General features: G+C 66.1%; 16 protein-coding genes. 9 read left to right on the forward strand and 7 right to left on the reverse strand.

Going from position 1 to position 12,840, the window contains the following annotated elements; genetic code table 11:
* Positions 1-8: 8 nt before the first annotated feature.
* From ACLMAL_RS22210 to ACLMAL_RS22225, 4 genes are all read left to right on the forward strand, one after another.
* The gene (locus tag ACLMAL_RS22210; protein WP_412000823.1) at positions 9-671 is read left to right on the forward strand and encodes a TetR family transcriptional regulator; all 663 of its coding nucleotides are present in this window, start codon (positions 9-11) and stop codon (positions 669-671) included.
* A 169-nt stretch (positions 672-840) separates the two neighbouring features.
* Entirely contained in the window at positions 841-2,001 is a 1,161-nt protein-coding gene (locus ACLMAL_RS22215) for an acyl-CoA dehydrogenase (protein WP_412000824.1), read from the forward strand.
* Between the two features lie 387 nt (positions 2,002-2,388).
* Positions 2,389-3,213, forward strand: a complete 825-nt coding sequence (locus tag ACLMAL_RS22220; protein ID WP_412000825.1) for a DUF6875 domain-containing protein — start codon at positions 2,389-2,391, stop codon at positions 3,211-3,213.
* 14 nt (positions 3,214-3,227) lie between these two features.
* Positions 3,228-3,641 (forward strand): hypothetical protein, encoded by a 414-nt coding sequence (locus ACLMAL_RS22225; protein WP_412000826.1) that lies wholly within the window; start codon positions 3,228-3,230, stop codon positions 3,639-3,641.
* Between the two features lie 62 nt (positions 3,642-3,703).
* On the opposite strand, the gene ACLMAL_RS22230 is transcribed toward ACLMAL_RS22225, so the two are convergent.
* Positions 3,704-3,991 (reverse strand): GNAT family N-acetyltransferase, encoded by a 288-nt coding sequence (locus ACLMAL_RS22230; protein ID WP_412000877.1) that lies wholly within the window; start codon positions 3,989-3,991, stop codon positions 3,704-3,706.
* Positions 3,992-4,052: 61 nt separating this feature from the next.
* Entirely contained in the window at positions 4,053-5,411 is a 1,359-nt protein-coding gene (locus ACLMAL_RS22235; protein ID WP_412000827.1) for an FAD-binding oxidoreductase, read from the reverse strand.
* A gap of 231 nt (positions 5,412-5,642) precedes the next feature.
* Here ACLMAL_RS22235 and ACLMAL_RS22240 point away from each other — a divergent pair, with 231 nt between their 5' ends.
* Together ACLMAL_RS22240 and ACLMAL_RS22245 are read left to right on the forward strand one after the other, a co-directional pair.
* A complete protein-coding gene (locus ACLMAL_RS22240) occupies positions 5,643-5,954 on the forward strand; it encodes a hypothetical protein (protein WP_412000828.1) in 312 nt (103 codons plus the stop codon).
* 71 nt (positions 5,955-6,025) lie between these two features.
* On the forward strand, positions 6,026-6,508 hold the full coding sequence (locus ACLMAL_RS22245) for a GtrA family protein (protein ID WP_412000829.1): 483 nt from the start codon (positions 6,026-6,028) through the stop codon (positions 6,506-6,508).
* Positions 6,509-6,515: 7 nt separating this feature from the next.
* On the opposite strand, the gene ACLMAL_RS22250 is transcribed toward ACLMAL_RS22245, so the two are convergent.
* Genes ACLMAL_RS22250 through ACLMAL_RS22260 form a run of 3 tightly spaced genes read right to left on the reverse strand, consistent with a single transcriptional unit; the run spans position 6,516 to position 8,488 of the window.
* Positions 6,516-7,154 carry a Type 1 glutamine amidotransferase-like domain-containing protein gene (locus ACLMAL_RS22250; protein ID WP_328409743.1) on the reverse strand — a complete coding sequence of 213 codons (639 nt, stop codon included), beginning with the start codon at positions 7,152-7,154 and terminating at the stop codon, positions 6,516-6,518.
* Positions 7,155-7,160: 6 nt separating this feature from the next.
* Complete coding sequence (locus ACLMAL_RS22255; protein WP_412000830.1) at positions 7,161-8,000, reverse strand: maleylpyruvate isomerase family mycothiol-dependent enzyme; 840 nt, start codon at positions 7,998-8,000, stop codon at positions 7,161-7,163.
* Positions 7,997-8,488: an HIT family protein gene (locus ACLMAL_RS22260; protein WP_412000831.1), complete on the reverse strand. Its 492-nt coding sequence runs from the start codon at positions 8,486-8,488 to the stop codon at positions 7,997-7,999. Before ACLMAL_RS22260 ends, ACLMAL_RS22255 begins: the two co-directional genes overlap by 4 nt.
* 406 nt (positions 8,489-8,894) lie before the next feature.
* Between ACLMAL_RS22260 and ACLMAL_RS22265 the strand changes: the two genes are divergently transcribed.
* Genes ACLMAL_RS22265 through ACLMAL_RS22275 form a run of 3 tightly spaced genes read left to right on the forward strand, consistent with a single transcriptional unit; the run spans position 8,895 to position 11,796 of the window.
* Entirely contained in the window at positions 8,895-10,013 is a 1,119-nt protein-coding gene (locus ACLMAL_RS22265; RefSeq protein ID WP_412000832.1) for a Re/Si-specific NAD(P)(+) transhydrogenase subunit alpha, read from the forward strand.
* The gene (locus ACLMAL_RS22270) at positions 10,013-10,363 is read left to right on the forward strand and encodes an NAD(P) transhydrogenase subunit alpha (protein WP_412000833.1); all 351 of its coding nucleotides are present in this window, start codon (positions 10,013-10,015) and stop codon (positions 10,361-10,363) included. Before ACLMAL_RS22265 ends, ACLMAL_RS22270 begins: the two co-directional genes overlap by 1 nt.
* A complete protein-coding gene (locus ACLMAL_RS22275; RefSeq protein WP_412000878.1) occupies positions 10,363-11,796 on the forward strand; it encodes an NAD(P)(+) transhydrogenase (Re/Si-specific) subunit beta in 1,434 nt (477 codons plus the stop codon). Before ACLMAL_RS22270 ends, ACLMAL_RS22275 begins: the two co-directional genes overlap by 1 nt.
* A gap of 135 nt (positions 11,797-11,931) precedes the next feature.
* On the opposite strand, the gene ACLMAL_RS22280 is transcribed toward ACLMAL_RS22275, so the two are convergent.
* Positions 11,932-12,177, reverse strand: a complete 246-nt coding sequence (locus ACLMAL_RS22280; protein ID WP_328409751.1) for a hypothetical protein — start codon at positions 12,175-12,177, stop codon at positions 11,932-11,934.
* A gap of 41 nt (positions 12,178-12,218) precedes the next feature.
* Entirely contained in the window at positions 12,219-12,758 is a 540-nt protein-coding gene (locus ACLMAL_RS22285; RefSeq protein WP_412000834.1) for a TetR/AcrR family transcriptional regulator, read from the reverse strand.
* Positions 12,759-12,840 lie beyond the last annotated feature (82 nt).

Consider the following 12,840-nt stretch of genomic DNA (forward strand, 5'->3'; position numbering starts at 1 on the left):
GTGGTCCGGTGGCAAACGACGACGATACGGCCAGGTTCCGGCTGACGGTGGTTGATCATGCTCTGCGGCTGTTCGCCGAGCAGGGGTACGAGGCGACGTCGGTGGACGAGATCGCCGAGGCGGCGGGGATTTCGCGGCGGACGTTCTTTCGGCAGTTCCGGTCGAAGGAAGACGTGATCTTCGCCGATCACGAGTCGCAGTTGGCGCAGGCGGCGGAGTTCCTCGCCGCCGCACAGGGGGATCCGTGGGAGGCGGTGGGTGCCGCGGTGGTCCAGGTGTTCGAGCGGTTCACGCAGTGGCGGGAGATCGCGGAGCGGCGGTATCGAGTGGTGCGGCGGGTGCCCGCGCTGCGCGAGCGGGAGATCGTGACGGTGTTCCGTTACGAGCGGCTGTTCACGGACTATCTGCGGGAGCGGTTGCCCGAAGTGCCTGATCTGATGCGGGTGCAGTTCGCGGCGACGGTCACGGCGACGCACAACTATCTCTTGCGGCGGATGGTCCGTGGGGAGTCCGACGCGGGCGCCGTGGACCTGCGGGTGGAGCTGGCGGCGATTCCCCGGGGTGCGGGGCGTGCGACGGGCGCCGAGGACATGGTGATCGCGGTGTTTCCGCGTGACATGCCGCCGCGACAGGTCGCCGATCTCGTGACCCGCCGGCTGAGTAGCCTGTGATGGGAATCACAGTATGCAAATGATGACACTCAGTGCCACCGAGTAGCTGCATTTGGCGTGGAGCTTGGGCGTATACTCGACAATAATCTGGCACTGAGTGCCGAGGAGCTGGACGTCCCGTATTGCTTCGGGACGCAGTGATCACGACCGACGACCAGGAGTGTGCCCCATGGCGGGAAACCCCGATTTCGACCTGTTCAAGCTCGAGGACTTCCACGACGAGCTGCGCGCGGCCATCCGTGGGCTCGCGGAGAAGGAAATCGCCCCGTACGCCAAGGATGTCGATGCCAACTCCCGCTTCCCCGAGGAGGCACTGACCGCGCTCAACGCCTCGGGCTTCAATGCGGTGCACGTGCCGGAGGCCTACGGCGGCCAGGGTGCGGACTCAGTCGCGACCTGCATCGTGATCGAAGAGGTTGCGCGCGTTTGTGGTTCGTCGTCGCTGATCCCGGCCGTCAACAAGCTCGGAACCATGGGCTTGATCCTCAACGGTTCCGAGGAACTCAAGCAGAAGGTGCTGTCGGACATCGTCGATGGCGAGATGGCCTCCTATGCGCTGTCGGAGCGTGAGGCGGGCTCCGATGCCGCGAGCATGCGCACCCGTGCCAAGCAGGACGGCGACGACTGGGTGCTCAACGGCTCCAAGTGTTGGATCACGAACGGCGGCAAGTCTTCCTGGTACACCGTCATGGCGGTCACCGACGCGGACAAGGGCGCCAACGGCATCTCGGCATTCCTGGTGCACAAGGACGACGAGGGCTTCGTGGTCGGCCCGCTCGAGCACAAGCTCGGCATCAAGGGCTCGCCCACCGCGGAGTTGTACTTCGAGAACTGCCGGGTGCCGGGTGACCGCATCGTCGGCGAGCCGGGCACCGGCTTCAAGACCGCGCTGCAGACTCTCGATCACACCCGTCCCACCATCGGCGCGCAGGCCGTCGGCCTCGCGCAGGGCGCTCTGGACGCCGCGATCGCCTACACCAAGGACCGCAAGCAGTTCGGCACCGCTATCGCCGACTTCCAGAACACCCAGTTCATGCTCGCTGACATGGCGATGAAGATCGAGGCAGCCCGCCTCATGGTCTACACCTCGGCCGCCCGCGCCGAGCGTGGTGAGAAGAACCTCGGCTTCATCTCCGCGGCTGCCAAGTGCTTCGCCTCCGACGTGGCCATGGAGGTCACCACCAACGCCGTTCAGCTCTTCGGCGGCGCGGGCTACACCACCGACTTCCCGGTCGAGCGGATGATGCGCGACGCCAAGATTACGCAAATCTATGAGGGCACCAACCAGATCCAGCGCGTCGTGATGTCGCGCGCGCTGCTGCGTGGCTGAGTAGCCGCATTCATTGGGAGTGGCCCGGGGCGTTGGCCTCGGGCCGCCCTGTTTTTCGGGACATGATCCCCCATCGAAATAATTTCGACGCCGATCGGTTGTCGACTTGTATCCTCGGCAAGAGCTATTTGAAACATATTCGGAGCACAGATAGTTCGAAACTGAATTCGGACCGGTCGCGCTGATTTGCGCTTGAACACTCGCGATCTTTGGTCGCGCTGGCGGAAAGGCGCCATCTATCTATATCGCCGCAGGTCCGAGCGGCGTTATCGGTTCTTTCACTTGATTACGCGTCCCCGGTGTCTCGGAAATTTTTTGTATCCAATACCTAGTAAAAACTTGTAGGAAAGGTGCAGACTGGACCTCGTGACGTGAGGAGGTGAACTTATGACAAAGATCGTTATCGGACCGCGGTCGGGGATGAATTGGATCCAGCTGTCCACTGGCGAAATTGCATGCCCGTTCGCGAGGTCCACCATGGACGTCGTCAAGACCTGGGCACAAGGTCATTTGACCGTGACGCATCCTGAGCCCGGTCGCGACGGCCCGGTGTGCCCCTCTGTCGGGCCATCCTTCCGCAGCGATCTGATGTGGGTCGGCCGAATATCCGGCACGCTGCCGCGGCCGTCGTTCGTTCGATCGGTGCTATTGGAAGCGATGGAGCTGCTCCCCACCCTGCCGCCCACCGAAGGCCCCGCGGCGGTGCTGCGCACGCTGCTCATCGTGCTGCCGGACGTGCGGGACTACGCCCTGATCGATGACCTGCACGACGAGCTCAGGTCGGCATTCGTCGAACGCGGCACGATGCTCGGGCAGTTCTATCCGGGATGCGACCAGCCCGGCCTGTGGAACGGGAACCGCCCGCTCGACGCTCCGATTCCGATATTTGTCGTGCGCAGCATGGTGGCCACCGATTTTCCGTTCCTGCTGGAGCGGCCGGAGTGGATGGCTGCCTACGTCAATAAGTTCGCGCCCGCGCTGCCCGCCTACGTGCGGGAGACGGTGGTGAGCCGGTTGACCGCAAGTTCGAGCACCGATGTCCTGACGTGCCAGTTCGAGGCAGCGCCTGCCGCCGGATCCGACGGCAGCACGACGGTAGTGGACCGGCCGGCAACGGACCGGACAGTGACGTCCAGCGGGGCGTCGGACAGCAGGACCAATGGCAGGGCCAACGGCAAGTCCGTGTCCACTGGGCCGAGTCCGGCCTCCTGACCGGAGAAACTGCTATGACGCTCGGATCTTCGATCGCGGCGGCCGCACTGGTAGATCGGCTCGGCTCCGCCGACTCGGAGACGGCGGTGCGGGACCTCGAATATTTCCTCGACGATGAGCGGCGGCTGCACAATGGCGTGCACGGGCCGGAGGTTCCCACACTGCGATTGCTGTCCGATGTGCTCGACACCGGGCAGCGCGCGGCCGGTCCAGCAGCCTCTGCGGTGGTGTGTGGTGCTCGCACGCTGACCTACGGGGAACTGGACCGACTGTCGAATCGCTTGGCACACGGACTGATCGAATCGGGTGCGGGCCCGGAGGTCGCGGCATCTACGGCCTGCAATCACCCGGTGTTGCGGACGGCAAACTGGCCGCCGGTCCGCTGGCCGGGCGTGCGGCCCGGTACAGCCCGCAGGGCCTCGAGGTGATCGGTCCGATCCTCGCGGGGTATATGCGGGGAGTAGGCGTCGGCCGTCGGGCGCGCCGGGAACTAGGCGACCAGGTCGGCGTATTCGCGATGCTCGGCGATGTACTTCTCGACATACCAGCAGGTGGGGATGACCGTGAAGCCCGCATCGCGCGACTCGTTCAGCGCGTACTCGACCACCTGGGCGGCCACGCCGCGGCCGCGGAATTCGGGGAAGGTCATGGTGTGGTGGAAGTCGCGGACCTTGGTGTCCTCGGCCTCGGCGTAGTCGGCGTACCCGGCGAGGGTGTCGTCGATATAGATCTCGAAGCGGGTATCGGCGGCGTTGTGCTCGAGCCTGGTGGTCATGATCTGGTGAAACTCCTTCTCGGCCGGGAATGTTCCTGCGGCTGTGGTGTGGGTCTGGCCTGGTCTACAGAATCGAGCCGGGATTGAGAATGCCATGCGGGTCGAGCGCGTCCTTGATACGCCGGGTCAGCGCCATCACGTCGGGGCCGAGCTGATCGGGCAGCCACGCCTTCTTCAGCCTGCCGACTCCGTGCTCGCCGGTGATGGTGCCGCCGAGCGCGATCGCCAGATTCATGATCTCGCCGAAGGCGCGGTGTGCGCGTTCGGTCATGGCGGCGTCGGTCGGGTCGTGCACGATCAGCGGGTGGGTGTTGCCATCGCCCGCGTGCGCGATCACCGAGATGATCACGTCGTTGTGTGCCGCGATCGCCGCGACGCCGTTGATCAGGTCACCGAGGCGCGGCAGCGGCACTCCGACGTCCTCCAGCAGCAGCGGTCCCAGCTTCTCCACCGCCGGAATGGCGAAACGTCGTGCGGCGGTGAAGGCTTCGCCCTCCTCGGGGTCCTCGGTGTGGAAGACCTCGGTGGCGCCCGCCTGCTGGCACACGGCCACCATGATTTCGGCCTCGTGGCGGGCGAATTCGCCCGGTGCGTCCGAGCGCGCGACCAGCAGGGCCGCCGCGTTGCGGTCCAATCCCATCCGCATCTCGTCCTCGACCGCGTTGATCGCCACCGCGTCCATGAACTCGAGCATGGATGGCCGCAGCTTTCCGGTGATGCCGAGAATGGCGTCGGTGGCGGCGGTCAGCGTCGCGAACGAGGCGACCACTGTGCTCTGCGGCGGTTGCGCGGGCAGCAGCCGCAGTGTCAGTTCGGTGATCACGCCGAGGGTGCCCTCGCTGCCGACGAACAATTTGGTCAGCGACAGTCCGGCCGAGTCCTTGAGTCGGGGACCACCCAGACGCACTACGGTGCCGTCGGCGAGCACCACCTCCATGCCGAGCACGTAATCGGTTGTCACGCCGTACTTCACGCAGCACAGACCACCGGCGTTGGTGGCGGCGTTGCCGCCGATCGAACATATCTCGAACGATGAGGGGTCCGGTGGATACCACAGTCCTTCCTCGGCGACCGCGCGCTTGACCTCGGCATTGAGCAGTCCGGGCTGCACCACCGCGGTGCGGGTGACCGGGTCGATGGCGATGGCACGCATGCGCTCGGTGCTCAGCACGATGCCACCCTCGACGGCCGTCGCGCCGCCGGATAGTCCGGACCCGGCGCCGCGCGGGACCACCGCGATCTTGTGCTCGTGTGCGAAACGCAGCGTCGCGGCGACATCGTCGGTGCTGGTGGCGCGCACGACGGCCAGCGGAACGCCGGCATCGGGCTCGCGCGCCCAGTCCTGTCGATAGCCTTCGAGCAGATCGGCGTCGGTAAGCACCGCACCGTCGGGCAGCCGAGCGATCAGGTCATCCAGTTCCACACAGGTCACGGTATCTGCTCGACCGTGGCCGGACCCGGCGCCGTGCGCTCAGGCAGCGCGCGGCATCTTCGGCCGGCCGGGTTTGCGGCCCGCGCCGTGCCGGGCAGACCTGCGCATCGGCTCGGGCCGGGCCGGCTAGCGGTGGTGCCCTCGCCGGTGGGGAGTGGTGCTCGGGCCCAGTGGTGGTAAGAATCCAGGCGAGGGAGCGTTGGGCGTTTGGAGGAGGCACTGATGCAGGTCGTTTCACCGGACTACCGCGAGCTGGTCGCGGCGATGTTCTCGCACGAGTTCGTCGACGGTGGCATCGATGCCAGCGTGCTGAGCCGAATCCATGCCGGCCAGTTCGGCGAATGGCTCACCGCGCTGGATCGTTCCGGGGTCTTCGGCAAAGCGGCGTTGAAGACCGTCGCCGAGCAATGGCGGCAAGACCCGCTCGTCCTGCTCGACGCACTGCTGGAGGAGGCCGACGACGTGACTCGCAAGCGCTGTCTGGCCGCGTGGTCGGCGCTCGACCGCCGGCCTCCGCTCACCCAGATCGGCTGATTGCGGCCGTTCGACCTGCCGGTTTGCCCGGCGATCACTTCGTGGACACCTGCCGCTGCCATGCTGGCGGCGTGCCAGGCCTTGCCACGACCACCGACACCGTTGCCGATAGGTTCACCCGCTGGTGCGTGGCCGTTGTCGTGCGCCTGCCCTGGGGCCTGGATGGTCTTGTCGCCCCGACCTTCCTCGGCTTCGCGCTGATCAACGGCTGCACCTTCGGCGTCGACCTGGTGTTGCTGACGGTGTTCCACGGTTGGTGGGGGCTTCCGGTCTGGCTGTCGGTGACGGTGGCCTACGTGTGCGCCTTCGGATTGAGCTTCGTGCTCAATCGCACCTTCAATTTCCATTCGCATGCACCGGTCGGCAGGCAGGCGGTGGTGTATACGGTGGTTGTCGCGATCAACTACGTCGCGTTCATCCTCGGTGTCGGCAGTGGGCTGACCGCCCTCGGCCTCGAGTACCACCTGTCGAGGCTGCTGGCAGGTGGTTGCGAAGCGGTCTATATGTACAGCGCAATGCGCTGGGTGGTGTTCCGCCGCACGGAGGCGCCCTAACGTCCAACTAGCGCAGCACCTCGGTCTTGTCGCCATCGATAACTACGACATCGTCATCGGCGAGCGCCCAGTGCGCAGTGCCCTCGGCCCGGTAGCGCGCGGCGAGCCGGTTGCCGTAACCGTCCGGGTCCGTCGCGGAGTCGATGTGCGGCACGATCCGGCGATCGACCAATCCCATACCGTCCCACCGGGGTTCGACACCGCAGGTCGGTGCCACTTCGGCGGGATCGTCCATCTCGTCGAGGCCGTGCAGATCCGGGGCCATGATGCACGCCCCCGCGCTGTATCCCGCGTACACGAGCGCGTCGGCGGCCAGTAACTTCCGCAGCGCCAGATCGGCTCCGCTGCGGGCGAATTGGGCGCGCAGCACAAAAGTATTGCCGCCGCGTACCCACACCAGTGGGTATTCGGCCAGCGTCCGCTCCAATTCCGTTGCGCGTCCGACGTAATCGCGCAGGTCGAGCGTCTCCGGCGTATAGCCCAGCTTGCGTAGCGGCACCGTGTCGCTGGTGACCGCGCCCGCCCATGCCGCGGGCCAGGCATCACAGGCGTTGGGAATCACCGCAACCCGGCCCGGCTTGCCGACGAGCTCGGCGAGCCGGTCGTAGTGCGCCCCGAATCGGTAGCTCGACAGGAACAGTCGCACCGCGTCTCAGAGCGTGAAGGCCAGATTGTGCACCAGTTGCCCGCCGAGCTGTTCGTCGCCGCTGATGGCGATCGCGTCGAGGTGCTTGTCGGCGGTGGTCCTTCCGCCGCCGAGGCGGACGAAAAGCCCGGAGTCCAAGCGGATCTCGACGTCCGCGGGGGTGTCGAACGCGTCCACGTACGCCGCCCGGCCCGCCACCTGGATGTGCAGCGTCCTGGCCAGCGGGCCGGTCAGCTCGAAGGTGATCCGCGCACCGTCCTGTGCCTTGCCGCGCTTGACGACCACTCGCGGGATCGCACCGGCGAACTCTGCGAACGCCAGTTCGCCGCGCCTGCCGCCCTCCTCGACGGACACGCCGAGCGCGTCGGCGATATCGAATTCGTGCATCCAGCAGTCGAACAGCCGCACCCGCATGAAACGGCTGTAGCTGACCTGGCCGATCGGGGAGGGGGTTTCGGCCTGCCATTCGGGGTCGCCGAGCGCCGCGAGCGCCGCGCGCCTGCGGTCGATGACATGGTGGTAGAGCCCGAGCAGCCGGGGACCCGACAGCGGGCGCAACCGGTCGACCCAGATCTCATTGAGGACGGCGGTCTCGTTGCGCACGTAGGGGAGCGCGCGCACGTCGGTCTTCTCCCTGGTCGGATCGTGCGCGGGCGGGCGCTCGCCGAGCAGCCACGATTCGGTGCCGATGACATGGGCGACCACATCGAACACCGTCCAGCCCGGCAGCGCAGACGGTGTACGCCAGCGGTCGTCGTCGAGATCCGAGACCAGCGTCGCGATGGCATCCCACTGGTCGGACAGCGTGCCGATCAGCTCGGTCCGGTCCAGGGTCGGGTCGGTCATCGTTGTGGTCCTTTCTCGGCGCGGCCGGTCGGCGCTGCCTCGTCGGTGCTCGGCTCTTCTGCGTTGTCCAGTGCCGCGATCCCGCCCTGGATGGCCACGGCGGTGGTCGCGGGGTCATGCGGTCGGCGCAGTAGCAGTCCGGCCGCGAAGCGCAGCTTGTCGCCGTGTCTGCGCGGTATCACGTGCAGATGCACATGCGGCACGGTTTGGAAGGCCGCGGTGCCGTCGTTGAGGACGAGATTGGCGCCGTCGGCGGCCAGGCTGCTGCGGCGAATCGCCAGGGCCAGGCGGTGTCCGGCCCGGAAGATGTGTGCGCCGAGCTCGGCGTCCAGGTCCTCCAGCTCGGTGGCGTGGCGCTTCGGGATCACCAGCGTGTGGCCGCGGGCGATGGGACGGATGTCGAGGAAGGCGCACAGTGTGTCGTCCTCGTAGACCTTCGTCGCCGGGGCTTCGCCCGCCGCGATGCGGCAGAAGACGCAGTCGTTCACATCGCCGACCATACGGCGTACGACGAGCGCGGCATACCCCGAATGCGGCATTCGGCGTGATGCACGTCACTGTCGGTCGGTGTGTCGAGCTGCTGACCAGTTCTCGAACCTCGGGGTAAGTAAAGGACTTCTATGTACGGTCTTGTCGCGTTCACCTGCGGCGACAACTATCAGAGCGCGGTAAGTCCTGATCAATCGCCAGTGCCGGAGGTACCGACCATGTCCGCCCCAACACCCCGAAACCGGCAAACCGGTGGAATCCGGCAACAATATGTGACGGGCATCTCAGCTACGCTCACCGCGAGCCGGGTACAGTTGCGAGGATTTGGACGAACTTACTCTGAAGTAACATCGTCCGGCCGTCGTCCGGTTGCTTGAAGCTCAGCACGAGAAGGAAGTCTGACAAGTGGAGACAACGCAGAGCGTAGGCGATCAGTCGCCACGTGGCGCGCGGGTCGGAGTCGTTCGCGAGTCTAACGCGGGCGAACGGCGTGTCGCATTGGTGCCGAAGATTATCCCCAGCCTGCGCAAGCACGGCGTGGACGTGGTGGTCGAATCGGGCGCCGGTCTTGGCGCGCTCATTCCCGACGCCGCCTATGTCGAGGCAGGCGCGACGATCGGCGACCCGTGGTCGGCCGAGGTGGTCGTGAAGGTGGCCCCGCCGAGCGACGCCGAGGTGGGGAAGCTGTCCAGCGGACAGACCCTCATCGGCTTCCTCGCCCCGCGCAACGCCGAGAACCAGATCGGTGCGCTGAAGTCCGCTGGGGTGCAGGCCTTCGCGGTCGAGGCCATCCCGCGCATCTCGCGTGCCCAGGTGATGGATGCGCTGTCCTCGCAGGCCAACGTCGCCGGTTATAAGGCTGTGCTGCTCGCGGCGTCGGAATCGACGCGCTTCTTTCCGATGCTCACCACCGCGGCGGGCACCGTGAAGCCCGCAACCGTGCTGGTGCTCGGCGTCGGTGTCGCCGGACTGCAGGCGCTGGCCACGGCCAAGCGCCTCGGCGGCCGCACCACCGGCTACGACGTGCGGCCCGAGGTCGCCGATCAGGTGCGCTCGGTCGGTGCGCAGTGGCTCGACCTCGGCATCGACGCCGCCGGTGAAGGCGGGTACGCCCGCGAGCTCACCGACGAGGAAAAGGCCACCCAGCAGCAGGCTTTGGAAGACGCCATCAAGGGCTTCGACGTGGTGATCACCACCGCGCTCGTGCCCGGCCGCCCGGCACCGCGCCTGGTCACCGCCGCGGCAGTCGAGGGCATGAAGCCTGGCAGCGTGATCGTCGACCTGGCCGGTGAGACCGGCGGCAACTGCGAGCTCACCGAGCCGGGTGAGGTTGTGGTCACCCACGAGGTCACCATCGCCTCACCGCTGAACCTGCCCGCCACCATGCCCGAGCACGCCAGCGAGCTGTACTCGAAGAACATTGCGGCACTGCTGGAACTGATGCTGGTCGACGGCAAGCTCGCGCCCGACTTCCACGATCAGGTGCTCGCCGATTCCTGCGTGACACGTGAGGGTGATGCCTGATGTACACCGAACTGCTCGCGAACATCGCGATCCTGGTGCTGTCCGGGTTCGTCGGTTTCGCCGTCATCTCCAAGGTGCCCAATACTCTGCACACCCCACTCATGTCGGGCACCAACGCCATTCACGGCATCGTCGTGCTCGGTGCGCTGGTCACCCTCGGCAATGTGGCCGATCCCTCGATCCTGACGCAGATCATTCTGTTCGTCGCCGTCGTGTTCGGAACGCTGAACGTCATCGGTGGTTTCGTGGTCACCGACCGGATGCTCGGCATGTTCAAGGGCAAGAAGGCCGCGGGAGCGCAGCCTGCGGAGCGACCCGGGGACTCTGCGCCGGTAAAGGCGGATAAGTGATGCACACCTTCGACAATGTGACCTACCTGGTCAACGGCCTCTACATCGTGGCCTTCGGCATGTTCATCTACGGACTGATGGGCCTGACCGGTCCGAAGACCGCGGTGCGCGGCAACCTGATCGCCGCGGTCGGCATGTTCATTGCGGTTGTCGCGACCCTGATCTCGGTACGCCACACCAGTAACTGGATCTTGATCATCGCCGGGCTCGTGGTCGGTATCGCCCTCGGTGTGCCGCCCGCGAAGTTCACCAAAATGACCGCGATGCCGCAGTTGGTCGCCGCGTTCAACGGTGTCGGCGGTGGCACGGTCGCGCTGATCGCGTGGTCGGAATTTATCAACAGCCAAGGCTTTTCGAGCTTCGATGAAGAGCCGACCGTGCACATCGTGGTCGGTTCGCTGTTCGCGGCGATCATCGGCTCGATCTCGTTCTGGGGCTCGCTGATCGCCTTCGGCAAGCTGCAGGAGATTCTGCCCGGCCGTCCGATCGGCCTCGGCAAGCTTCAGCAACCGCTGAACCTGTTGCTGCTGCTCGGCGCGATCACGGCGGCCGTGGTGATCGGTATCGGCGCCACCGATGACGGTGTGTCGCAGCTGTGGATGATCGCGCTGCTCGTGCTCGCCGGCGTGCTCGGCCTCGCGGTCGTGCTCCCGATCGGTGGCGCGGACATGCCCGTGGTCATCTCGCTGCTCAACGCGCTCACCGGATTGTCGGCTGCCGCAGCGGGTCTCGCGCTGAACAACACCGCGATGATCGTGGCGGGCATGATCGTCGGCGCGTCCGGCACCATCCTCACCAACCTGATGGCCAAGGCGATGAACCGGTCCATCCCGGCCATCGTCGCCGGTGGATTCGGTGGCGGCGCAACGGCTCCGGGCGCGAGTGGCGACGGCGAGGCCAAGCAGGCCAAGGCCACCTCGGCCGCCGATGCCGCGATCCAGATGGCGTATGCCAACCAGGTCATCGTGGTGCCCGGTTACGGTATGGCCGTCGCCCAGGCGCAGCACGCGGTCAAGGAGATGGCGGAGCTGCTCGAGGCCAAGGGCGTCGAAGTCAAGTACGCCATCCATCCGGTGGCGGGACGCATGCCCGGCCACATGAACGTGCTCCTGGCGGAGGCTGAAGTCTCGTATGACGCCATGAAGGAAATGGACGACATCAACGGCGAATTCGGCCGTACCGATGTCGCCCTTGTGATCGGTGCGAACGATGTCACCAACCCGGCTGCGCGGGAGGACTCGTCCTCGCCGATCTACGGCATGCCGGTGCTGAATGTCGACCAGGCCAAGAGCGTCATCGTGCTCAAGCGTTCGATGAACTCCGGTTTCGCCGGTATCGACAATCCGCTGTTCTACGCCGATACCACCTCCATGCTTTTCGGCGACGCCAAGAAGTCCGTCGGCGCGGTGACCGAGGAACTGAAGGCGCTGTAAAGACGGCAAAAGCGCAGCATTCGCACTGCTCCGAACCCCTGGTGCACAAGCTCTCTCAGGCCGCACCGGGATCGGGAAAGCCCGTTTCCGTTCGCGGAGACGGGCTTTCCCGGCGTCATGGACTTTGCTGCGGCGTCAGCGGTGCCGGAGCTGGTGTTCGCGCGCCTCGACCGCCTCCTTGGCTTCCTTCAACCCGGCGCTCGGGTCGAGTTCCCGATAGCGCTTGATGGCCTGGATCTTCTTGCCCTGCAGGATGAGTTCATCGATCTCGGTGTTTCCGAGCGTCGCGGCAGGGTCGGGGATGCCCAGATGCTTCATGATCAGATCGAGCTTGCGTTCGAGCCGTTCGATCTTGCGCTCGAGTCTGTTGTTGTCGAACATGCCACGAACATACCGAGGTCGCCGCCGGCTGCGGCGCAACACTATTCGCGCGGTCGCCGCAGTGCGTCCAGTACGAGCTGGAGTAGTCGATCGGGTTGGTCGGGGTCGGTGCTGTGCCGGGCCGCCAAGGCGATGCCCGCAATCAGCTGGATCACATCGTCGATGGTGACATCCGTGCGGATTCCACCGGCTGCCTCGGCCTTGGCAAGCAATACCGCACCGGCCTGGTGGATGGCCAGCTGGCAGTCGAAGCCCAGCTCGACCGGCCCGGCCAGGACCGCGCCGCCGAGGCCGTGATCGGTGCGGGCATGGATCAGCAGGGCGCGCAGCCAGCTGGTGAGCGCGGAGGTCGGCTCGCTCGAACTCAGTTCCTCGGCGTATCCGCACAGCGTGTCGATCCGCTCGCGCAGCACGGCCGCCTGCAGCGTCTGGCGGTTGGGGAAGTGCCGGTAGAGGGTTCCTGGGCCGACCCCGGCGCGGCGGGCGATGTCGTTGAGCGATGCCTCGGGGCCCTCTTCGGCGAACGCGCGGCCTGCCGCGGCGAGCACCCGCTCGTAGTTCCGTTGTGCGTCGACTCGCATGCACACCCCTGGTGATTCGGAGAAGTTCTCCGTATCGTACCGTGCAGTAAATGGAGAACCTCTCCGTTTGATTGTGTAGGAG

This window comes from Nocardia sp. CWNU-33 (assembly GCF_046764895.1).
In the GTDB taxonomy this organism is placed as follows: Bacteria; Actinomycetota; Actinomycetes; order Mycobacteriales; family Mycobacteriaceae; genus Nocardia.

Coding starts and splice junctions, on each gene's coding strand:
- ACLMAL_RS22215 (WP_412000824.1), top strand. CDS start 841: ATGGCGGGAAACCCCGATTTCGACCTGTTCAAGCTCGAGGACTTCCAC.
- ACLMAL_RS22220 (WP_412000825.1), top strand. CDS start 2,389: ATGACAAAGATCGTTATCGGACCGCGGTCGGGGATGAATTGGATCCAG.
- ACLMAL_RS22225 (WP_412000826.1), top strand. CDS start 3,228: ATGACGCTCGGATCTTCGATCGCGGCGGCCGCACTGGTAGATCGGCTC.
- ACLMAL_RS22240 (WP_412000828.1), top strand. CDS start 5,643: ATGCAGGTCGTTTCACCGGACTACCGCGAGCTGGTCGCGGCGATGTTC.
- ACLMAL_RS22255 (WP_412000830.1), bottom strand. CDS start 8,000: ATGACCGACCCGACCCTGGACCGGACCGAGCTGATCGGCACGCTGTCC.
- ACLMAL_RS22270 (WP_412000833.1), top strand. CDS start 10,013: ATGTACACCGAACTGCTCGCGAACATCGCGATCCTGGTGCTGTCCGGG.
- ACLMAL_RS22275 (WP_412000878.1), top strand. CDS start 10,363: ATGCACACCTTCGACAATGTGACCTACCTGGTCAACGGCCTCTACATC.
- ACLMAL_RS22280 (WP_328409751.1), bottom strand. CDS start 12,177: ATGTTCGACAACAACAGACTCGAGCGCAAGATCGAACGGCTCGAACGC.
- ACLMAL_RS22285 (WP_412000834.1), bottom strand. CDS start 12,758: ATGCGAGTCGACGCACAACGGAACTACGAGCGGGTGCTCGCCGCGGCA.